The following is a 20,832-nucleotide window of genomic DNA, read 5'->3' as shown; positions in this document are numbered from 1 at the left end:
GTTTTAGGTTATTATTGGGTGACCATTTGCAAGGTTTGTTTTGAGATTTGCTCCAGTAAAACATTTTTGCCTTTATAAAATTTTACAACATTATCCAGATGCACATTTCTTACCGTAAATAAAGACACTTGCTTTGTAATTTCAGTATTAAAAGTCTTACTAAGTTCTTCATTCAGAACATCAATATTGTTATATTTATCCTCAAGACAAAGAGCTAATGAAATTGCAGAATTTTGCATTAATGAAATTTTAATTTTGTTTTTTGCCAATTCATTAAAGATAAGACTTAAATGCTCTTCTGCAATAAAAGAAAAATCACGAGTTGCAATTCTCATTAATACTTGATTTTCTTTCAGAATGTATGATTCTTCGTGCTGGTTTTTGTCTGTTACGCTTACTTTGGTTCCTGGTTTTTCAGGCTCAACGAAAGATTTTACAAAAAAAGGAATATGTTTTTGTTTTAGAGGCTGCAATGTTTTCGGGTGGATAACGGAAGCTCCATAATAGGCCATTTCAATTGCTTCTTCATAGGAAATGTTGGAAAGCAAAGAAACATTTTCAAATTTTCTCGGATCTCCGGTCATTACTCCCGGAACATCCTTCCAAATGGTCATCGCATCTGCATTTAAGCAATAAGCAAAAATAGCTGCGGTATAATCGGAACCTTCTCTTCCTAAAGTTACGGTGAAATTATTTTCATCAGAACCAATAAAACCTTGGGTAACATAGCAAACACTTTTGTTAAGTGTAGAGATATTTTCTTCCGTTTTTTTCCAGTTTACAGCACCTTCTCTGTAGGTGTTATCCGTTTTTATGTAGTCTCTTACATCCAGCCATTGATTAAAAAACTGGATATCATTCAGATATTCGCTTAAAATTTTTGAAGAAATCATTTCTCCGCAACTTACTACTTGGTCGTATACAAAATTATAGTTTGGCGATTTGTTTCTTCTTAGGAAAGAATCAATATCGTCGAAGAAAAGAGAAATTTCTGCAAAAACGGCATGATCCTCACTGAAGAGTCCTTTTGCAATATCAATATGATTTTTTTTGATGAGTTCTATTTCGGATTGATAGTCTTCTTTTTTAAAATAAAATTCCACTACTTTTTCCAGCGCATTGGTTGTTTTTCCCATTGCTGAAACTACGAGCAGACAGTTTTCAAAGCCTTGATTTTCCAAAACAAGGGCTACATTTTTCACTCCATTGGCATCCTTTACTGATGCTCCTCCAAATTTAAAGACTTTCATTATAAGCTATTGGTAAGGTAAATTTTAGTTGTCTAAGATTAGATTTTAATAAATAAATTAATCTCCAAAAATAAAGATTTAGATTGAGAAATAAAAAAATAACATAGCAATCAAGTTATGCATTGGATTTTAAATATTAAAATAAATTTCCGAAATTTGAGAAAACCACAAACCCTTTTTTATGTCAAACGAACCTTTGCAAACGTTAGGTGAATTTATCATCGATAAACAGGACGATTTCAAATATTCCACAGGTGAACTTTCCAGACTTTTAAGTGCCATTCGATTGGCCTCCAAAGTAGTAAATCGGGAAGTAAACAAAGCCGGAATCGCAGATATCATAGGAAAAGTGGGAAATACAAATATTCAGGGAGAAGATCAGCAAAAGTTGGATGTTTTGGCGAATGAAATTTTTATCACAGCACTTTCCCAGCGTGAAGTAGTTTGCGGAATTGCTTCTGAAGAAAGTGATGATTTTGTAAATATAAAATGTGGAGAAAACGGACATCTCAGCAAATATGTCGTGTTGATAGATCCTTTGGACGGTTCCTCCAATATTGATGTGAATGTTTCTGTGGGAACTATTTTTTCCATTTATCGCCGTGTTACAGAACCGGGAACTCCTGTAGAACTAAAAGATTTTCTACAAAAAGGAATTTATCAGGTAGCAGCAGGATATGTAGTTTATGGCTCTTCCACAATGATTGTCTATACTACCGGAAACGGAGTTCATGGTTTTACGCTTGATCCAAGTTTGGGAACGTATTATCTTTCTCACCCTAACATGAAATTTCCAAAAAACGGAAAAATTTATTCTATCAATGAAGGAAATTATATCAAATTTCCGCAAGGTGTAAAAGATTATATCAAATATTGTCAGTTGGAAGAAGGCGATCGTCCGTATACTTCACGATATATCGGAAGTTTGGTTTCGGATTTTCACAGAAATATGATAAAAGGTGGGATTTACATTTACCCATCCACTTCACAATCTCCGAATGGAAAACTTCGTTTGCTTTATGAATGCAATCCGATGGCTTTTTTGGCGGAACAAGCCGGCGGAAAATGCAGCGACGGATTCAACAGAATTTTGGAAGTAGAGCCAACAGAACTTCACCAGAGAGTTCCCTTTTTCTGTGGAAGCATCGAAATGGTAGAAAAAGCTGAAGAATTTATGCGAAATGCACAATAATTTTTAGGAGCTATTTCCCGCTTTCCGCTCATACTCCTCATTTCGCTGCTCCGCTTCGCTCCGCAGCTTCATTGCGGGGTAACCGCTGCAATCGGGGCTATTTTAAAAAGCGTAATAAAATTTTTTCAGAATTTTAAAATTAAGATTTGAAAAGCAATATAAATAACAAAAATACGGACTTAAGAAACGGAAACGTTAAAAAAATGCAGGCAACCTATTTCAAACACATTCTCGAATTCAAACGCTCGGCTGGAACTTCACGCGGAATTTTACATACAAAAGAAACCTATTTTCTGGAAATTTCTGAAAACGAAAAAAAAGGAATAGGAGAGTGCGGATTATTTCGTGGATTAAGCTATGATGATGTTCCCGAATATGAAGAAAAACTCAAATGGCTTTGCGAAAACATTCACCAAAATCCGGAAAATTTAAAAAAAGAATTACTTCATTTTCCTTCCATTTGGTTTGGGTATGAACAAGCAATTCTCAATTTGAAGCACGGATCAGATTTCTATTTTCCAAGCGAATTTACAGAAGAAAAAAAATCCATTAAAATCAATGGACTAATTTGGATGGGCGATGTAGATTTCATGGAAGAACAGATTTCTGAAAAATTAGAAAAAGGGTATGATTGTATCAAACTGAAAATTGGTGTCGATTGGAATTCAGAAAAATCCATCCTTAAAAAGCTAAGAGAAAAATTTCCGAAAGAACAGCTTGAACTTCGTGTCGATGCAAATGGCGGATTTACTTTTGACGAAGCCAAAATAGTTTTGCAGCAATTGGCAGATTTGGAAATTCATTCTATTGAACAGCCTATAAAAGCGACAAAAAAATCGGAAGTCGGAAGTCGGAAGTTGGAAGCTTTCTTTGATATGGCAGAACTTTGTGCTAGTACTCCAATTCCGATTGCTTTAGACGAAGAATTGATCGGAATTGTAGAATTTGAAGAAAAGAAAAGCCTTTTGGAAAAAATAAAACCAAAATACATTATTTTAAAACCATCTTTAGTTGGTGGAATTTCCGGTTCTGATGAATGGATTTCTTTAGCTGAAAATTTAAAAATCGGTTGGTGGATTACTTCCGCTCTGGAAAGCAATATTGGATTGAATGCAATTGCACAATATACCTTCACCAAAAATCCGAAAATTCCGCAAGGATTGGGAACCGGCGCACTTTTCATCAATAATTTTGAATCGGAATTATATCTAAAAGGAGATCAGCTTTGGCATAAAAAAGCTAAAAATTTATAAATAATAATTCGATAGTATTTTATTGAAAATGAGCTGTTTGAAAAAGTTGTTTTTTAAAACATAGATAAAGGGTTTGTTTTGAAATAAAAATCTTTGATTTTTTGCCTTGCGAATTTCGCTAAGCAAAGCGCCTTAAAATACAGCAGATTGAAAAGTAATACTTTGTGTTAAAAGATATTTTCTATTTTCCACCCGAGTTCATGTTTATTAGAATAAAGATTTTAACAACATAAGTGTGGTTTTGAACTTTTAGTTTTAAAAACTATCTTTACGACCCTAATCTTATATAATGAAATACGCTCAAAATATTCTCGAAACCATTGGGAATACACCATTAGTAAAACTAAATAAAGTTTTAGGTGAAGATTTTCCAGCTTTGGTTTTAGCAAAAATCGAAACCTTCAATCCGGGAAATTCCGTAAAAGATAGAATGGCTTTGAAAATGATTGAAGATGCTGAAAAAGACGGCCGCTTAAAGCCTGGTGGAACTATTATTGAAGGAACTTCAGGAAATACAGGAATGGGTTTGGCTTTGGCGGCTATTGTGAAAGGATATAAATGTATTTTTGTAACAAATTCTAAACAATCCAAAGAAAAATGCGATATTCTTCGTGCTGTTGGTGCGGAAGTTATCGTTTGTCCGACGGATGTAAAACCTACCGATCCACGTTCGTATTATTCCGTTTCCAAAAGATTGGCAACAGAAACTGAAAATGGTTGGTATGTGAATCAATATGATAATCTTTCCAACAGACAGGCTCATTATGAGCAAACAGCTCCTGAAATTTGGGAGCAGGTTGATGGAGAATTAACGCACTTCGTAGTTGGAGCCGGAACAGGCGGAACTATCACCGGTTGTGGAAAATTTTTCAAAGAAAAAAATCCTGATATTCAAGTGATTGGTGTGGATACGTATGGTTCTATTCTAAAGGAATTCCACGAAACGGGCGAGATTCATTACGATCATGCATACACTTATATTACGGAAGGAATTGGTGAAGACATAATTCCCGAAAATTATGATATGAGCGTGATCGATCATTTCGAAAAAGTGACCGATAAAGACGGAGCAATTTACGCAAGAAGATTAGCAAAAGAAGAAGGAATTTTTTGTGGATATTCTGCCGGAAGTGCCATTGCTTCACTGGTACAGATGAAAGACCAATTTACAAAAGATGATGTGATTGTCGTTCTTTTACACGATCATGGTTCTCGTTATGTTGCAAAAATTTACAATGACGATTGGATGCGCGAACAAGGCTGGTTAGAATAAAAATATTTTGTAGGAACGCACCATCAAGGTGCGTTCTTCTTTTGAAAAATTAAAGAATCTCTGACAATCTTTCCGTTAATTTTTTTCTTGAAAATTCTTCAATATTTGAATTTCCTTGTTGAAGATTTCCGGATTTCCATTTTTCATAAATTTCGAGAATGAATGTTTTTACATTTTCTTTTTCATTATATCCGAAATGCTTTCCTGAATTGGTTTTTTCTAAAATTTTTGCAACATCGGCGTCTTTTGGTCCAAATGATAAAATCTGATTTCCGGTTGCCAAATATTCGAAGATTTTTCCGGGAATAATACCTTTTGAAGAGTCCTCTGGAAAATTTGTAATTAATAAAAGCGAGGCATCTTCCATTTCTTCAACAGCTTTATCATGAGAAACGTATCCTAAATTTTGAATGCTATTTTTCAGATCAGAATTTTCTAAATTTTTCAAAATTTTATCATCTACTTTTCCTACAAATTTTAGTTCAAAATCGTTTTTAAAACTTTGATTTTCATTTAGGATTTCATTCAATACTTCCCAAAGAATTTCAGGATTCCGAAGCTGCTCCAAAACTCCGACATAACTTAATGTAAATTTCTGCGAATTTGTCATTCCGAGGAACGAGGAATCTTTTTCAGAACTTCCGACTTTCGACTTCCGACTTCCAGCTTCTCCATCAAATCCATTGGTAATACAAACCGAATTCGCTCCCTTTTTCCTAAAATTTTCTGCATCTGTATAACTCGTAGCTAAAGTAATATCTGCATTTTTGAAAACTTTTTCTTCCAGTTCACGATGTCTTTTATCTGCTCTTTTGGAAAGTTTTAAGTGTTTGTAATACGAAATTTCTGTCCATGGATCACGGAAATCGGCAATCCATTTCAGATTTGGAAATTCTTTCTTTAATTCTAATCCGATTAAATGCAAAGAATGTGGAGGTCCGGTTGTTACTAAAGCATCGAAATGATTTTCAGACAAATATTTTTTCAAAAATTTTACCGAAGGTTTTACCCAAAAAACTCTCGCATCAGGAATGAAAAAATTTCCCCGAACCCAAATCGAAAATCGAGATTTCCAACTTTGGTTTTGCCCGACATCAAACTGTCCTGCTTTAAATTTTTTATTGTTTTTATTCAGTTTTTCTGCTAATTGGTACGGTTCCCAGATTTTTGTTTTAATGATGTCTAAGTCTTTTGAAATTTCTTTTTCAAGACTTTCATCAATCAAAGGATAACTTGGATTTTCAGGGATAAAAATAGTAGGTTTCCATCCGAGTTCCGGTAAATATTTTACAAATTTTAACCATCGCTGTACTCCCGGTCCACCAGCTGGTGGCCAATAATATGAAATGATTAGTATTTTTTTTGGAGAATCCATTTTTATTTGAACAAAAAAGAAACAAAAGAATTAATATTCAAAAACAAGAATCGAAATTGAAATTTTTTAAATAACAAAATATAAAAAGATTCTTCACTGCGCTTTGCTTCGTTCTGAATGACAATGTAATAGTTTTTACTCAGTTTTTTCTTTTGTAGTTTTAAATAACCACCAGATTCCAATTAAACTCAATATCAAAAACAGCCCAAAAGAAATCATTGAAAATAGTTTTCCCTTTTTAATGACCTCAGGTTCAAAAGTCATTTTTATCGTATGATTTCCGGCAGGAACGTGAACTGCTCTCAGTAAATAATCAGCTTTGATATAAGGAACTTCTTTTCCATCCACAAACATTTTCCATCCGTAAGGATAATAAATTTCTGAAAAAACTGCCAATTGTGGAGTTTTACTTTGGGTTTTTAGTTCCAGTTCATTAGGTTGATATTTTGTGAGATTTATGGCTGCGGTAGAATCTGTTACTACTTGTTTTCCATCGAAATATTTTTTGTCGTCAATAGAAACAACCGCTGTTTTTTTGGTATCAACTATTCCAATTTGCTTGATTTCTTCATTCGGATTTGAGGCAAATTTGATATCGGAAACAAACCACGCATTTCCATTGCTATAAGGATTTGGAACAACCTGAGGTTTTTCCGTATCTCCGAAAATCATATATTTTGCATTGAGCATATTCAGGATTTTTGGAGCTTTTACGGTGTCCATATTCATCAAATATTCATTGATAAGATCGTCATAACGTCTCAGTTTTACAGCATGATAACCACCGATTGAAGATTTGAAATACGAAGTATTGGTTTCGCTGAACGTTCCTAAAACCTGATTGTAAATTCTGTAATGAGTTTTATCTTTTTCAGCAATAGTTTCTAAAGTTTTATTGACATTGGTATTTTGAAGTAAAGATTGAAGCGAGGTGTTATCGCCCACTTTTCCCATCAAAAGTTCGGAATTTTCTGTTTGAAACGGATTTTCAGCAAAAATTTTGTCTATGAAATTATCATTGTTCAGGTAACGTTTGTTTACACTCCATAAATCGAAAAGACTCACCAATCCGATTACAATAAGTGCAATGTTCTGATTGATTTTTTGTTTAAGACTAAAGAATAAAATTGCTGCCGTAATTCCGACATACAGAATGGCTTTTATCGCATCTTCGCGGAACATTTTAAATCTTTCATCTACAAGAAAATCCAAAAGATAAGGCGGAAAATAGGTTTTTTCTGCTTCGGTATGAAATCCTAAAAGCGATTTTCCGAAAAGTAAAAGAATGAAAGTGAACCCTAAAACTCCGGAAGTGGTATAAATAAGGGTTTTCTTTTTATATTCTTCAGTTAAAATATTTTCTGGTTGAGTTTCTGTTTTTTCATTGGAATTAAAGAAACGGTATAATCCTAAAATTGCGATTAACGGAAATAAAAGTTCTACCACTACAAGAATGGAAGAAGGTGCTCTGAATTTATTATAAAAAGGTACAAAATCTATAAAAAAATCTGAAAGCGGAAGGAAATTTCTTCCCCAAGCCAAAGCAATCGTAAGAATGGAAGCTCCTAAAATCCAGTATCTGTATTTTTTCCAGGCAAAGAAAAATCCTAAAATGGCTAAAAATACAACTACTGCTCCTTGATAAGCAGGACCTGAAGTTCCTTCCTGGTCTCCCCAATAGGTGAGTCCGCCAAAACCTTTCATAATTCGGTCGTATTCTTCCTGAGTATTTACATTTTCCTGAATTCTACTTTGTACACCTGTCGCAATTTTGTCTGAACCTGATTCCTGACTTGCTCCTCCCATCAATCTCGGGATAAAAAGATTCAAGGTTTCCAATTTTCCGTAGCTCCACATCAGCATACTTTCTTTGTCCATTCCGGATTTTTCAGAAGAAAGTTTATCGTTATTCAGAATTTGTTTTCCACGAACGGTTTCTTTGATGTATTCGGAATTCGCCATAATTCTTTGGGAATTCATTCCAACTCCGATTATTGAGGCTAATCCGACAATTCCTGTGGAAATCAGAAAATGTTTCCAAGGTGTTTTTTTCTGAAAAGCACGCACCAATTCCGAAAGGAATAAAAAACCTAAAGCCAGAAATAAATAATAGGTCATTTGTGGATGGTTTGCAGCAATTTGCAATCCCATGAAAAGAGTAGTGACAATGAAGCCGAGAATATATTTTTTACGAATATAAACCAGAAGAATTCCCGCTAAAAGTGGAGCAAAATAAGCAATAGTATGAACTTTTCCGTTATGTCCGGCTGCAATGATGATGTAAAAATAAGTGGACAATCCAAAGAAAGTAGCTCCCAATAAAGCATACTTCCAATTTCTAACTGCAACAATTCCCAAAAGAAAAAATCCTGAAAAAAGTAGGAAAAGATAATTGGCAGGTTTCGGAAAAATATTGAAAATACCGTCTACTTTTTTAATAATATCTCCCGGAAACTGAGCTCCCATTTGATAAGTTGGCATCCCTCCAAACATGGAATCGCTCCAATATGTTTCTTCTCCGTTTTGTGCTCTGTAATCCAGAAGTTCTTTTGCTCCGCCTTTGTATTGTACAATATCATGCTGGAAAAGTTGTTTTCCACTGATGACAGGATTGGCATAAACAAAAGCCAGAACCGCAAAAAGAACGATACTTGCTATAATAAAAATCAGGTTTTTTTTGTCTTTAAGCATTTTTCTTTGAATGTTCAGATTAATTTTTAGTTTTTTCTTCTTTTACTTCTTCATACTCAATGGTTTCTGCATCCCAATTCAGACCGTTTTTTCCGGATTTTATCTTTTCCTTAGGGTCGGAAGGTTTTTCAGAAGTATTGTTTGTAGGAAATTTATAGAAGGTATTAAAAAAAATACGCTTCAATATATTCCAGACAAAGAAAATAATGATGACAAGAAGTATGAATTCAAAAATATATTTCATTTTCTTTTTCCTTTTTAAATTTTTTAAATCAGGAAATTAGTTGGTTTTTAAGAATAAAAGTTACGGATTTACCATTACAGTAGAAGTGGTGGAACTTTTCATGCTTTGAGATTGTTTCCCATCAGAATAAGTTTCTGTCTGGGTCGTGTTTACAGAAATTTTCTGATTTTTTACCCAACCCGTATTTTGATCAAGAATAATTGTTCCGTTTTGGTTCAGTTCAGAACTCATGCTATGTGTAACGCCCTGATTGGTTTGTTTATCCGATTTTTTTGGAATTCCTCCGGAAACTCCGATTTCTACAGAACCATTTCCAACACTTTTCAATGTATATTTGGTTGTTAGTTGTATTCCACCATTTGGAGTAGCATTTTGTGTATCGGTCCAGCTTTCTCCTATTTTAACGCCTTTTGCAGGAATCAGTTTTAGATTTTTCATAAATTGTTCCTTTATTACGTTTTCGTTAAAACTATTTTTGAAACTTTTTGTGAAAGCTGCTTTTTCGTCTGCATTTTTCAGAGTGCTTCCTGTTGAAGCTACAACTTTGGAATAAATAGGATCAAATCCCGTAATGGAAACCACATCTCCATTTTCTTTCATTTTCATTTGAAGTTTATTTCCAACCAAAGCTTTATTGATACTCCACATCGTTTTCAATTGTTCTTCTTTCGGAGCAGCAGCTTTCGTATCAACAACGAGTGTTTTTCCATTTGCCGATTGAGAACTTTTTTTATTAATCAAATTGATGGTAATGTCATAAACTCCATTTTTGAAATCGTTCACTGTGAAAGACATTTCGTCATTACTTTCGCTTTTTCCCGACTGTGATTGTCCGTTTGGAGCAGTTACCGTTTGTTCATCTTTTTGAAGCGTAACCATTGGATACGTTTTCCCTTTTTCTAATTTGAATGATTGTCTGTAAACTCCCAAAGAATCTTTAATTGCAGGAATTTCGGCAACCGCTTTCACAGAATCGGCAGGAACTTCCACAGTTATGGTTTTTCCGGTTTTGGGATCAACTTTAGTTATAGTTTGGGTTTCTTTTTTACAAGAAATCATGGCTATTGATAGAAGCACAAGTGCTGTAATTTTTTTCATTATTTAAATTTTAATTTTTGTTTTCGGCAATTCTCTTGCCAGATTTTTTATAAAAAGTTTTTAAATATTGCCTAATTTTTGTCTTAAGGCTTCATATAAAACTGCTCCGCAAGCTACGGAAACATTCAGGGATTGGGTTTTTCCTTCAATTGGGAGTTTTATTTTTTCGTCGGAATGATGCAAAACTTCTTTGGAAATTCCGGTTTCTTCATTTCCCATTACAATTGCGCAAGGTTCAGTGAAATTCACTTCATAAATTAATTTCTGTGCTTTTTCAGTCGATGCAAAAACCTGAACTCCTGATTGCTGCAAAAAATCTACAGTATGAGCCAGATTTTTTTCTTTACAGATTTTAACGTTGTAAATAGCTCCTGCTGAAGTTTTGATGGCATCAGAATTAATAGGAGCAGCTCCTTTTTCAGGAATAATAACGGCATCAATTCCTACACATTCTGCGGTTCTGCAAATTGCTCCGAAGTTTCTAACGTCCGTCAATCTGTCCAAAATCAAAAGAAAAGGAGTTTTTCCTTCTTCAAATAGTTGCGGAAGAACATCCTCAATTTTATAAAACGGAACATCCGAAATAAAGGCAACTACACCTTGATGATTTTTGCGGGTAAAACGGTTTAGTTTTTCCACCGGAACATAATTCGGGCGAATTTTATGTTTTGTTAAAAGCTGCTTCAGTTCATAATAAATTTCTCCCTGTAAAGCATTTTGCAGAAATATTTTGTCTATGGTTTTTCCGGCTTCTATTGCTTCCATTACTGGTCGCAGTCCGAAAATGAAATCGTCTTTTTTATCGTTAGTATTATTCATTAATTATTTTCTTGTATAAATGGTGTTCCAGAGTAATATCCATAAATAATATTTTCTCCTAAGCGAGTTGCTTTTCCTCGAAACGTTTCTCTATTTCCTTTTGTCCAGATTAGAGTAAACATATTTGTATTTGCAATATTTTTAATAGTAAGTCGATTGGAATGAGCTTGATTTTTTTCCAGCCAGGATGTTACGAATGTTCCTTCAAACCCGGAACCAGGTTCTGTTCTATTGGAACTTTCAGTTAAAACAAAATTTCCGTAATTATTGAAGTACTCACCAATTAAATTTCCGGCGTCAGTTAATCTGAAATGAAAACTCCCTACAACTATTTCTCCCATATTTAAAACTTTTCTCCTAAAATTGCCCGTTTTTGCGCCATCACATATCCGTAATGCAAACTTTCATGCATATTGTTGAAAATAATGGCATCTTGAATACTTTTCAGATCCATTCCAAAACTTGTAGTGTAAGGAGTATAATCCGAAAAGAAATCGGCATCGTAATCTTTCATCAATATTTTAGAAGTCTCCGTAAGCAAAAAAGTAAGATCTTCTACTTCGGAAGGTTGTACGTTCAGATTGGGAAGTGTTCCTTTTTTATAGGTTTCGATCCAGTATTTATCAATTCTGAAGGGATTTCCACTTAGATAATAATGTAAAAGTTGTTGGGTAGCTACACAATGGGCGATGTTCCAGTATACATTATTGTTAAAACCATCAGGAATCAGCAAAAGATCTTCATGCGAAGTGTTTTGAAGAATATCCAGAAGATTTTTTCTCACTTGTCGGTGAGCCAAAAAATGATAATTCATTTTGTGAAATTTTATCGGTTCAAAAATACTCTAATAAACTGAGAATGCCAAAGTTTATTATGTTGGATGTAGCAATTTGGATGCAAGAAGTTTGTTGTTTTGGGAATAAGAATTCTTGGTATTGATACAATTTCTGTTTTTTTAACAAACTTTAACTCAAAAATGGCATTAATTGTGTTGCTTGATGCGGGTATTTTATTGCATTTTTACGAATTATTTTTAATAAAATTATGTCAGAATTACATCAGGCTGAAGATATCAGACAACTCACCGAAAAAGTTCGGGAGCAGAATTATTTTTTCACTCTTCTGAAACAGGAAATCAATAAAGCTATTATTGGTCAGGAATACATGATTGATCGTTTGCTGATTGGTCTTTTAGGAAATGGACATATTCTTTTGGAAGGCGTTCCGGGATTGGCAAAAACTTTGGCAATCAAAACATTGGCAGAAGCAGTTCACGGAGAATTTTCAAGAATCCAGTTTACCCCTGATTTATTGCCTGCGGATGTAGTAGGAACACAAATTTATAATGTAAAGGAAAATGATTTTTCTATAAAAAAAGGGCCAATTTTTGCCAATTTTGTTTTAGCAGATGAGATCAACAGAGCACCTTCTAAAGTGCAATCTGCTCTTCTTGAAGCGATGCAGGAGAAACAAGTAACTATTGGTGATGAAACAATGCCACTTCCGAAACCTTTTCTCGTTTTGGCTACACAAAATCCAATAGATCAGGAAGGAACTTATCTTTTGCCGGAAGCTCAAAGCGACCGTTTTATGCTGAAATGCAAAATTGATTATCCGGAATTTGAGGACGAAAGAAAGGTAATGCGAATGGTTTCTACTTCGCATCAACCGGCTATTTCTCCGGTAATTTCTCTTAACAATGTAGTGGAAGCAAAAAGCCTAATCAACCAGATTTATCTGGATGAAAAAATTGAAAAATATATTTTGGATATGGTTTTTGCTACTCGTTTCCCTGAAAAATATGGACTTTCAGATTTGAAAAATTACATCAGTTTCGGAGCTTCACCTAGAGCTTCTATTAATTTGGCTGTTGCATCCAGAGCGTATGCATTTTTGAAAAACAGAGCATTCGTAATTCCGGAAGATGTAAAAGAAGTGGCAAAAGATGTTTTGAGACACAGAATCGGACTCACCTTTGAAGCAGAAGCAGAAGAAGTTTCAAGCGAAAATCTTGTAGATAAAATTCTTTCAAAAATTCAGGCACCTTAATGATTAGTTGAGTGTTTATAGTTGTTGGTTGTCAGTTTTTTTGAGACCAACAACTATCAACAGACAACCAACAACTGAAATTATGCAAATAAAAGATATTGTCAAAAAAGTAAAACAAATAGAAATCCGAACTCGTAAGAAAACGGAAGCATCTTTAATGGGGCAATATCACAGTGCTTTCAAAGGACAGGGAATGACATTTTCAGAAGTGCGTCCATACCAATTTGGTGATGAAATCCGAAGAATCGACTGGAACAAAACCGCCCGTTTTCGCGAACCTTATGTAAAAGTAATGGAAGAAGAACGGGAACTTACCGTTATGCTTCTCGTAGATATTTCGGCTTCTATGGATTATGGAACAAAAACCGCCTTGAAAAGAGAATTTGTTGCAGAAATTTGTGCAAGCCTCGGTTTTTCTGCGGTGGGTAATAATGATAAGGTCGGGGTGATTCTTTTTGCCGATAAAGTGTACAAAGTAATTCCTCCGCAAAAAGGCAGAAAACATATTTTAGCAATAATTTCCCAGATTCTTACAGCGGATTATGTTCCTTCTGAAAGTAATATTGATGGAGCTTTGGAATATATGATGAATGTTTTCAAGAAAAAATCTTTCGTGTTTTTATTTTCGGATTTTGAAGATGAATTCAGTACAAAGGTTTTAAGAGTGGCTTCTAAAAAACATTCGCTTTTGGCAATGAGGATTTTTGATGAAAAGGATAATGAAATTCCAAATATTGGCTACACGTTATTTCGCGATGCGGAAACCGGAAAACAAATCTGGGCAAATACTTCCAGTGCAAGATGGCGTTACACATTCGCAGAAGAACAAAGGCAAAAAGTGAAAAAAATAAAAGAAGATTTTGAAAATTCTTCTGCCGGATTTATGGACATAGAAACTGGCGGGGATTATGCAAAACATCTTTTTCAATATTTCAAGAAAAAATAATAATTGCAAGGGAAGCCGCAAAGCGGCGATATGTGGATAGAAAATAGCTTCAGAGCTATAAAAAAGCTCCGAAGGAGCGATATCTAACAGATTGAATTTAAAATATTTAAAAATTTTGAAAAAAATATTTTTACTGTTTCTCGTTTTAATGAATGTTTTGGGGTTTTCTCAAACATTGGGCGCCAGTTTGGATAAAAAAACGTTGGCACTTGGAGAAGTAGGTACATATAAAGTAAAAGTTTTTGACTTAAAGGGAAAAGATGTAGCTTCTGCTCCGAAAAATGAACTGTTGCCATTTCATTTTGAAGAAATAAAAGATTCCATCAGTAAAACTCCTGAAACGTATGAAAGAATTATCCAGTTTCAGGTTTTTCAGGAAGGAAAATTCACAATTCCGGCTTTGGATTTTAAGATCAACGGAAAGGTTTACCAGACTGTTCCTTATGAAATAGATGTCGTTAATACAGCTAAAAAAGAAGACCAGATTAATGACATTATGAATAATAAGGAAGTGAAGCTGGATGTAAAAGATTATTGGGAGATCTATAAATGGTACATTCTCGGATTTCTGATTTTGCTTGCCTTGATATTTGTGATCTACCAATTAATAAAATACGGAAGAAAAAGAAAGAATTCTCCTGTAGTAATAACAAATAAAGCGCTGAAAGAACTTGATGCACTCAAAAAGAAAAAATATATCGAGACTGGAAATTTCCGTTCTTTCTATGTGGAACTTATCGATATTACTCGAAATTTTTTAACCAACCAATATCACATTCCTGCTGATGTTTTATTAACGGATGATCTTATTGATCTGATGAAAAATCATAATACTATTTCGCAGGAAAATGAAAAAATATTGGAAGATGTTTTTCAGAGAGGAGATTTGGTAAAATTTGCAAAAACCTTTCCCGATCAATCGACAATGGAAAAAGATTGGCAAGAAATTCGTGATTTTGTAAAACGCTCTTCCAAAGATCTGGAATTCGAAAACTTAATACGGAAAGATGTTTAGCTTAGGAAATTTTGAATTTTGTAGTCCGTGGTTTTTGCTTCTGTTTCTTTTGCTGATACCCATTCTTATTCTGGATATTCGTAAAAAGAAAAGAAAAGGAGTAACGGTTCCTACTATAAAAAACATGAAGAATAATAGAGAAATTCTTTTTATATTATTTCTCCTGAAAATTTCAAAATATGTTATTCTTTCTTGTCTCATTATTGCTTTGGCAAGACCCAGAACATTCAGCGTTTCTGAAAACAGAGATGATGCGAAAGGTGTGGATATCATTTTATCGATAGATGTTTCGTTCAGTATGCTTACGAAAGATTTTGATCCGGATAGATTGACTGCACTTAAAGAAATTGCAATAAAATTTGTTCAAAAAAGAACAAATGACAGAATAGGTTTGGTTACCTATTCCGGAGAAGCCTTTACAAAAGTTCCGGTCACTTCTGATCATCAAGTAGTTATTGATGAGCTTCAAAATCTTAATCCTGCTGAACTTGAGCCGGGTACTGCAATTGGAGAGGGACTTTCAGTTGCAGTAAATCATTTGAAAAATAGCAAAGCGAAAAGTAAAATTATTGTTTTGATGACGGATGGCGTTAATACCATAGAAAATGCAATGCCGCCTAAAATTGCTGCTGAACTGGCAAAAAATAATAATATAAAAGTTTATACAATAGGAATCGGAACCAATGGCTATGCTTTAATGCCAACTCAAATTGATGTATTCGGAAATTTGATTTTTAGTGAGACCGTAGTTAATATAGATGAAGCAACTCTTATGGATATCGCAAATGTAACGAACGGAAAATATTTTCGGGCTGTTTCCAATAGAAGTTTGCAGGAAGTATATAATGAGATTGACCAGCTTGAAAAATCGGACATTAAATCGTCTAAACTCTATAATTATGAAGAATATTTTAGATTGTTTTTATGGATAGCTTTGTTTGTTTTGATTTTGGATGCGTTATTAAGATGGGTTTTTTATAAATTTTTGAGTTGATGAACTGGTATCTTGGGAATCCGTATTATCTTATATTGCTGCTGCTTTTGCCGTTGCTGGGAATTCTTGTTTTCAGTTTTGTAAAATGGAAAAAGAAAAGAAGAGAACAATTTGCAGAGAGTAGATTTCATGAAAATCTGTTTGAAAAAAATACATGGTTTTCTAAAGCCTTTTTTCTCTTATATATTTTAGCTTTTACTTTTTTGATCTTTTCTATTATAGATGTTTTGAAGGGCAATGAAGAAGTAGAAACCAAGCAGAAAATGAGTAATGTAGTTTTTCTGCTGGATGTTTCCAATTCCATGAATACAGAAGATATTGAACCAAATCGTTTGGTAGTGGCAAAAAATCTGATCATTAATTCTTTACAAAAATTTAAGAATGATAGAGTAGGAGTGGTGATTTTTGCGGGAGATGCAGCTTCAATCATGCCGCTAACTACAGATTATACTGCTGCCGAAACCTATTTAAGCGGAATTGAAACTGATGTTATGAAAATACAGGGTACTGATTTTCTAAAAGGAATGCAAATGGCAGCACAAAAATTCAAAAATATTTCCAAAGGTTCAAGAAAGATTGTTTTAATCAGCGATGGAGAAGATAATGAAGGAAATGATGCTGCTGCAATTCGTGAAGCCAATAATCAAGGAATGTCCGTCATTTCTGTTGGAGTGGGAACAGAAGAAGGAGCGCCAATTCCGAGTTATCTTTTTGGGCAATTGATGGGCTATAAAACAGATATAAATGGAGAAACGGTGATTTCTAAAAGACAAACGGATGCTCTTAAAAAAATAGCCTCTTCTACAGGAGGAACATATATTGATGGTAATAATATGAATGATGCTGTAAATCAAATTGTTGCTGCCCTTAATAAAACAAGCTCAACTTCTACTCTTTTAGTGAAATCTACCAACGAAATTCATTATTATCAATATTTTCTGGCAATATCTTTGTTCTTCTTTCTTATTATTTATCTATTCAATCCGAGAAGAGATTTGAATATTTAAATTATTTCTAATAATCAGAACATTGCAAAATTTTTTAACCGAAATTTAACAATTTTGATCTGTCGTTTTAACATTAAAAGAAATAAATTTGCGTTGATGATTTTAAAAAGATTTATTATAGGTATAACTTTATTTTTTCTTAGCTCTACTTTGGCTTCGGCTCAGGAAAGTTACAAACGTCTTCTTTTTGAAGGCAACAAAAATTTCAATAAAAAAGACTACGAGACTTCCTCTGCAAAATTTAAGGAGGCTGCAAAATTGAAAGAGAATGATTTTGCGGCGCACTACAATCTTGGCAATTCCTATTATAAAAGGAATATGTTTGAAGAAGCCAAATCCGAATACGAATTAGCTCAAAAATTTGCAAAAACTAAAACGGATAAAGTTGCCGCCTTATATAATCTTGGAAATGCTTACATGAAAGCCAATAAGCCGGAAAAGGCTGCGGAATTTTATAAGCAATCTCTAAAGCAGGATCCTTACAATGAGAAGATTCGTAAGAATTATGAGATTGCAATGTTGAAAGATAAAGAAAAACAAAATCAGCAAAGCAAAAAAGGAAATTCCGGAGGCGGTAATGGAAATGATAAAAATCAAAACAAGGATAATAAGCAGGGAAAAAATCCGCAAAGTGGAAACAACGGACAAAATCCTCAAAATCAGAATAACGGACAAGGCGAGCAAAACCAGCCAAAGGAAAATAACGACATGCCGAAAGATCTGGAAGATGCAATCCTGAACAGAGTTTCCAACAAAGAACGTGAAACTGCGAGAAAAATTTTAAATAAAAATTCTTATTCATTGCCGGAAAGCAACGAAAAAGATTGGTAATGAACCCTAAATTTTCGTACATATTATTTTTTCTGTCAGCCATATTTTCATACGGTCAGGTTACTTTAGTGGTAGCTACGGAAGATAATAATTTGAAAGTAAATGAAAAGTTTACCGTTACTTTCGTTTTGGAAATCAGTGGTGATGAATATGTACAGGAAAGTCCGTTAAGACTTCCCGATTTATCAAATTTCAATATGGTAGGTACTGCATCCAACAGAAATACCTATGTAGATCCCAAAAAAAATATTGTCATCAACCAATTGGTATATCAGGCGGTTTTGGAACCAAAAGAAGCCGGAAAAACCAAGATCGGTTCTGCTTTGGTTCAGGTGAATGGGAAAATGTACAAAACGGAACCCTTTGATATTTTTGTAAAAGATTCAGAGAAAAGATCCAATTCTAATAATGATTTAGCTTCCAATGATCTATATCTGAATATGGAAGTGAAAGATAGGAATATCTATACCAATCAGCCAACTATCGCTATTCTGAGAGCTTATAGTCGTGATTTTGATAATTTCAGAAAAGTTGGAAGTATAGTTTTGCCAAGTCAGAACAATGTTAATTTTCAATTTGTAAGTGATAAAAAATCCGATATAGAAAGAACTTCGGGAGATTTGGTTTCTCAAGTGATTGGTGTTTTTATCATATTTCCTACAGAAGCAGGCAAAATAGAAATTGAACCTGTCTGTGCAAAAATTAAGCATAAAAATATTAAGATAGCTTCCAATAAAATAAATCTTAATGTAAAAAAACTTCCTTCCGGATCTCCGTCTAACTTTAAAAATGCAGTGGGAAAATTTTCTATTGATATTGAAAAAGATTCTACAGAAACAATAGAAGTGGACAAGCCCATCAATGTAGTGCTAAGAATGAAAGGAGAGGGTAATTTCGTGAATGTAAAACTTCCGAAAATTGTAGAAAGTGACAGTTACCGTTTTTATGCTCCACAAATTTCCAATAACTATACATCCGGAAATAATGGAATGGAAGGCGAAATATCAGCTCATTATGTGATAATCCCTACAAAGCCGGGCAAAATTTCTATTGCAACCGAACAATTTGCGTATTTCAATCCGGAAGAAAAAAAATATGTAGATTTAGGATCTAAAATGTTGGATATTAATGTTTTGAGTCATGAACAAGTTTCCGATTCCAAAAGTACTTTGGAAAAAGTGAATGAATATACCAACGATATTCTGGAAACGGTAAATACACCGGTAATTAATACTTCTGTATTGCAGATCAGGGAAAAAAACAAGTTGAACTGGAAAACTATTGTTCTCAACATTACTCTTTTTTCAGGAGTGATATTTTTATTATTTTTTCTGAAAAGAAGCTATAAAAAAAGAAAATTCGCATTGAAAAATGCAAACGTACAGTCTGTAGAAACGATTGCGGAAACAGAAGAAAAACTAAAAGCGCAAAACCATTTTTCTATTGAAGATGATTTGAAATATCTGGAAAAACTGAAAGACGAAAAAGATTCTCAAAAATTCTTTTCTGTATATGAAAACATGATAAAAGATTTTGAAAATCATATAGTTGGAAAAGGAGAATTGAATGTAAATTCATATTTTCAGAAAAATTTCGGAAGCCAAATGGAAGAAAAATTTAGGGCATTGTCTAATAAAATTTCTATTGAAAAATATTCTCCTATTCACGAAGATGAGTATTTGAATGAGCTTTATTCTGAGATATACGACTTGTTTTCTGTAATTAAGAATTAATCAAAAAATATTTTGTATTTTTGCGAAATTTTTAAAAGCTATGAATATTTTTGAAAATTTCGATCTGAAAGAAATGCTTACTGCATCGATGGTATTGTTTGCAGTGATTGATATTATTGGTTCTATCCCGATTATTGTAAGTTTAAAGCAAAAATTTGGGCAAATTGAAGCGGGAAAAGCATCTGTTGTTGCGGGTATTTTGATGATTGCCTTTTTGTTTATTGGTAACAATATTTTGAAATTTATAGGTGTAGATGTCAATTCGTTTGCTATTGCTGGAGCGTTTGTTATCTTTATTATTGCTGTAGAAATGATTCTCGGAATTGAAATCCATAAAGATACTGAATCTAAATCTGCTTCCATTGTTCCGATTGCGTTTCCGTTGATTGCAGGTGCAGGTACATTGACAACAACTCTTTCCCTGAAAGCAGAATATCACGACATCAATATAATTTTTGGAATTGCTCTGAATACGCTAGTTGTATTTGCTGTTCTGAAATCAGCAAACTGGCTCGAAGAAAAATTGGGAGACGGCACACTTCAGATTTTGAAAAAAGTTTTCGGAATTATTCTTTTGGCTATCTCTATTAAATTATTTACTGCTAACTTTGCACAGCTTTTTGCCACTTATGTAAAGTTTTAAAACAAGAATTATTATGCAGACATTATATAAAGTTTTCCTCGTCCTTTTTATTATTTTTATTGGCTTCAATCTTTATGTGATCGATTGGGAGCTCGGTTTTATGCATGAAGAAAATTCTAAATTTATTCTATCTGCTTCCGCAGGAATTGTAGGAGTTATTTTGGTTTTTGTACTGAATACTTGGAGCAAACTTGCAGCTAAAAAGAAATAATAAATAAGTCAATCAAAATAAAAAAGCCTCATTATTGAGGCTTTATGTTATTGTATTTTTTTGTATAACTTATATATTTGGTAAATAATAATAGTATAGGTCTAAACTCAATTCCTGTTATATTGTTATCTTGAATTTCATTAGTAAAGTTTAAAAGTTCTTCAGAACTGTTAAAATTTATTTCTTTACTTAAACTTTTTCTCTTAAT

20 protein-coding genes are annotated in these 20,832 nt (G+C 33.5%); 12 read left to right on the top strand and 8 right to left on the bottom strand.

The window, feature by feature from the left end:
* Positions 1-11: 11 nt before the first annotated feature.
* The gene (locus AC2A1C_RS09025) at positions 12-1,250 is read right to left on the bottom strand and encodes an aspartate kinase (protein WP_484025380.1); all 1,239 of its coding nucleotides are present in this window, start codon (positions 1,248-1,250) and stop codon (positions 12-14) included.
* A 181-nt stretch (positions 1,251-1,431) separates the two neighbouring features.
* On the opposite strand from AC2A1C_RS09025, the gene fbp reads away from it, so the two are divergent.
* The 3 genes from fbp to AC2A1C_RS09010 all read left to right on the top strand — a co-directional run bounded on the left by fbp (position 1,432) and on the right by AC2A1C_RS09010 (position 4,968).
* Positions 1,432-2,442 carry a class 1 fructose-bisphosphatase gene (gene fbp, locus AC2A1C_RS09020; RefSeq protein ID WP_484025379.1) on the top strand — a complete coding sequence of 337 codons (1,011 nt, stop codon included), beginning with the start codon at positions 1,432-1,434 and terminating at the stop codon, positions 2,440-2,442.
* A gap of 203 nt (positions 2,443-2,645) precedes the next feature.
* A complete protein-coding gene (locus tag AC2A1C_RS09015; RefSeq protein ID WP_484025428.1) occupies positions 2,646-3,695 on the top strand; it encodes an o-succinylbenzoate synthase in 1,050 nt (349 codons plus the stop codon).
* 289 nt (positions 3,696-3,984) lie between these two features.
* Positions 3,985-4,968 (top strand): PLP-dependent cysteine synthase family protein, encoded by a 984-nt coding sequence (locus tag AC2A1C_RS09010; protein ID WP_484025378.1) that lies wholly within the window; start codon positions 3,985-3,987, stop codon positions 4,966-4,968.
* Positions 4,969-5,017: 49 nt separating this feature from the next.
* Here AC2A1C_RS09010 and AC2A1C_RS09005 read toward each other — a convergent pair whose 3' ends face one another.
* The 7 genes from AC2A1C_RS09005 to AC2A1C_RS08975 all read right to left on the bottom strand — a co-directional run bounded on the left by AC2A1C_RS09005 (position 5,018) and on the right by AC2A1C_RS08975 (position 12,009).
* On the bottom strand, positions 5,018-6,343 hold the full coding sequence (locus tag AC2A1C_RS09005; protein ID WP_484025377.1) for a glycosyltransferase family protein: 1,326 nt from the start codon (positions 6,341-6,343) through the stop codon (positions 5,018-5,020).
* A gap of 135 nt (positions 6,344-6,478) precedes the next feature.
* Positions 6,479-9,034, bottom strand: a complete 2,556-nt coding sequence (locus AC2A1C_RS09000; RefSeq protein ID WP_484025376.1) for a YfhO family protein — start codon at positions 9,032-9,034, stop codon at positions 6,479-6,481.
* 19 nt (positions 9,035-9,053) lie between these two features.
* On the bottom strand, positions 9,054-9,278 hold the full coding sequence (locus tag AC2A1C_RS08995; protein ID WP_484025375.1) for a hypothetical protein: 225 nt from the start codon (positions 9,276-9,278) through the stop codon (positions 9,054-9,056).
* Positions 9,279-9,338: 60 nt separating this feature from the next.
* Positions 9,339-10,376 (bottom strand): DUF6263 family protein, encoded by a 1,038-nt coding sequence (locus AC2A1C_RS08990; protein ID WP_484025374.1) that lies wholly within the window; start codon positions 10,374-10,376, stop codon positions 9,339-9,341.
* A gap of 60 nt (positions 10,377-10,436) precedes the next feature.
* The gene (gene rlmB, locus AC2A1C_RS08985; RefSeq protein WP_484025373.1) at positions 10,437-11,195 is read right to left on the bottom strand and encodes a 23S rRNA (guanosine(2251)-2'-O)-methyltransferase RlmB; all 759 of its coding nucleotides are present in this window, start codon (positions 11,193-11,195) and stop codon (positions 10,437-10,439) included.
* Positions 11,195-11,536 carry a hypothetical protein gene (locus tag AC2A1C_RS08980; protein ID WP_484025372.1) on the bottom strand — a complete coding sequence of 114 codons (342 nt, stop codon included), beginning with the start codon at positions 11,534-11,536 and terminating at the stop codon, positions 11,195-11,197. Before AC2A1C_RS08980 ends, rlmB begins: the two co-directional genes overlap by 1 nt.
* 2 nt (positions 11,537-11,538) lie before the next feature.
* Positions 11,539-12,009 (bottom strand): DinB family protein, encoded by a 471-nt coding sequence (locus AC2A1C_RS08975; protein ID WP_484025371.1) that lies wholly within the window; start codon positions 12,007-12,009, stop codon positions 11,539-11,541.
* Positions 12,010-12,239: 230 nt separating this feature from the next.
* On the opposite strand from AC2A1C_RS08975, the gene AC2A1C_RS08970 reads away from it, so the two are divergent.
* The 9 genes from AC2A1C_RS08970 (at position 12,240) to AC2A1C_RS08930 (ending at position 20,624) form a co-directional block, all read left to right on the top strand.
* Complete coding sequence (locus AC2A1C_RS08970) at positions 12,240-13,244, top strand: AAA family ATPase (RefSeq protein WP_484025370.1); 1,005 nt, start codon at positions 12,240-12,242, stop codon at positions 13,242-13,244.
* Between the two features lie 82 nt (positions 13,245-13,326).
* Positions 13,327-14,190, top strand: coding sequence for a DUF58 domain-containing protein (locus AC2A1C_RS08965; protein ID WP_484025369.1), 864 nt, complete (start codon positions 13,327-13,329; stop codon positions 14,188-14,190).
* 115 nt (positions 14,191-14,305) lie between these two features.
* Complete coding sequence (locus AC2A1C_RS08960; RefSeq protein ID WP_484025368.1) at positions 14,306-15,205, top strand: BatD family protein; 900 nt, start codon at positions 14,306-14,308, stop codon at positions 15,203-15,205.
* Complete coding sequence (locus AC2A1C_RS08955) at positions 15,198-16,199, top strand: VWA domain-containing protein (protein ID WP_484025367.1); 1,002 nt, start codon at positions 15,198-15,200, stop codon at positions 16,197-16,199. Before AC2A1C_RS08960 ends, AC2A1C_RS08955 begins: the two co-directional genes overlap by 8 nt.
* On the top strand, positions 16,199-17,206 hold the full coding sequence (locus AC2A1C_RS08950; protein ID WP_484025366.1) for a vWA domain-containing protein: 1,008 nt from the start codon (positions 16,199-16,201) through the stop codon (positions 17,204-17,206). Before AC2A1C_RS08955 ends, AC2A1C_RS08950 begins: the two co-directional genes overlap by 1 nt.
* A gap of 96 nt (positions 17,207-17,302) precedes the next feature.
* A complete protein-coding gene (locus AC2A1C_RS08945) occupies positions 17,303-18,037 on the top strand; it encodes a tetratricopeptide repeat protein (RefSeq protein ID WP_484025365.1) in 735 nt (244 codons plus the stop codon).
* On the top strand, positions 18,037-19,770 hold the full coding sequence (locus tag AC2A1C_RS08940) for a BatD family protein (RefSeq protein ID WP_484025364.1): 1,734 nt from the start codon (positions 18,037-18,039) through the stop codon (positions 19,768-19,770). The genes AC2A1C_RS08945 and AC2A1C_RS08940 overlap by 1 nt, the downstream gene beginning before the upstream one ends.
* A gap of 40 nt (positions 19,771-19,810) precedes the next feature.
* Positions 19,811-20,413, top strand: a complete 603-nt coding sequence (locus AC2A1C_RS08935; protein ID WP_484025363.1) for a MarC family protein — start codon at positions 19,811-19,813, stop codon at positions 20,411-20,413.
* A 13-nt stretch (positions 20,414-20,426) separates the two neighbouring features.
* Complete coding sequence (locus tag AC2A1C_RS08930; RefSeq protein WP_484025362.1) at positions 20,427-20,624, top strand: hypothetical protein; 198 nt, start codon at positions 20,427-20,429, stop codon at positions 20,622-20,624.
* The last annotated feature ends 208 nt before the right edge of the window (positions 20,625-20,832 follow it).

The organism is Chryseobacterium sp. HNCC26DJ241, from assembly GCF_057180505.1.
The sequence above is the reverse complement of the archived record's forward strand: the minus strand, read 5'-3'. Positions and strand labels throughout refer to the sequence as shown.

What these genes read in the sequence shown, in the direction of transcription:
- AC2A1C_RS09025 (WP_484025380.1), bottom strand. Translation starts at nt 1,250, where the DNA reads ATGAAAGTCTTTAAATTTGGAGGAGCATCAGTAAAGGATGCCAATGGA.
- fbp (WP_484025379.1), top strand. Translation starts at nt 1,432, where the DNA reads ATGTCAAACGAACCTTTGCAAACGTTAGGTGAATTTATCATCGATAAA.
- AC2A1C_RS09015 (WP_484025428.1), top strand. Translation starts at nt 2,646, where the DNA reads ATGCAGGCAACCTATTTCAAACACATTCTCGAATTCAAACGCTCGGCT.
- AC2A1C_RS09010 (WP_484025378.1), top strand. Translation starts at nt 3,985, where the DNA reads ATGAAATACGCTCAAAATATTCTCGAAACCATTGGGAATACACCATTA.
- AC2A1C_RS09005 (WP_484025377.1), bottom strand. Translation starts at nt 6,343, where the DNA reads ATGGATTCTCCAAAAAAAATACTAATCATTTCATATTATTGGCCACCA.
- AC2A1C_RS09000 (WP_484025376.1), bottom strand. Translation starts at nt 9,034, where the DNA reads ATGCTTAAAGACAAAAAAAACCTGATTTTTATTATAGCAAGTATCGTT.
- AC2A1C_RS08995 (WP_484025375.1), bottom strand. Translation starts at nt 9,278, where the DNA reads ATGAAATATATTTTTGAATTCATACTTCTTGTCATCATTATTTTCTTT.
- AC2A1C_RS08990 (WP_484025374.1), bottom strand. Translation starts at nt 10,376, where the DNA reads ATGAAAAAAATTACAGCACTTGTGCTTCTATCAATAGCCATGATTTCT.
- rlmB (WP_484025373.1), bottom strand. Translation starts at nt 11,195, where the DNA reads ATGAATAATACTAACGATAAAAAAGACGATTTCATTTTCGGACTGCGA.
- AC2A1C_RS08980 (WP_484025372.1), bottom strand. Translation starts at nt 11,536, where the DNA reads ATGGGAGAAATAGTTGTAGGGAGTTTTCATTTCAGATTAACTGACGCC.
- AC2A1C_RS08975 (WP_484025371.1), bottom strand. Translation starts at nt 12,009, where the DNA reads ATGAATTATCATTTTTTGGCTCACCGACAAGTGAGAAAAAATCTTCTG.
- AC2A1C_RS08970 (WP_484025370.1), top strand. Translation starts at nt 12,240, where the DNA reads ATGTCAGAATTACATCAGGCTGAAGATATCAGACAACTCACCGAAAAA.
- AC2A1C_RS08965 (WP_484025369.1), top strand. Translation starts at nt 13,327, where the DNA reads ATGCAAATAAAAGATATTGTCAAAAAAGTAAAACAAATAGAAATCCGA.
- AC2A1C_RS08955 (WP_484025367.1), top strand. Translation starts at nt 15,198, where the DNA reads ATGTTTAGCTTAGGAAATTTTGAATTTTGTAGTCCGTGGTTTTTGCTT.
- AC2A1C_RS08950 (WP_484025366.1), top strand. Translation starts at nt 16,199, where the DNA reads ATGAACTGGTATCTTGGGAATCCGTATTATCTTATATTGCTGCTGCTT.
- AC2A1C_RS08945 (WP_484025365.1), top strand. Translation starts at nt 17,303, where the DNA reads ATGATTTTAAAAAGATTTATTATAGGTATAACTTTATTTTTTCTTAGC.
- AC2A1C_RS08940 (WP_484025364.1), top strand. Translation starts at nt 18,037, where the DNA reads ATGAACCCTAAATTTTCGTACATATTATTTTTTCTGTCAGCCATATTT.
- AC2A1C_RS08935 (WP_484025363.1), top strand. Translation starts at nt 19,811, where the DNA reads ATGAATATTTTTGAAAATTTCGATCTGAAAGAAATGCTTACTGCATCG.
- AC2A1C_RS08930 (WP_484025362.1), top strand. Translation starts at nt 20,427, where the DNA reads ATGCAGACATTATATAAAGTTTTCCTCGTCCTTTTTATTATTTTTATT.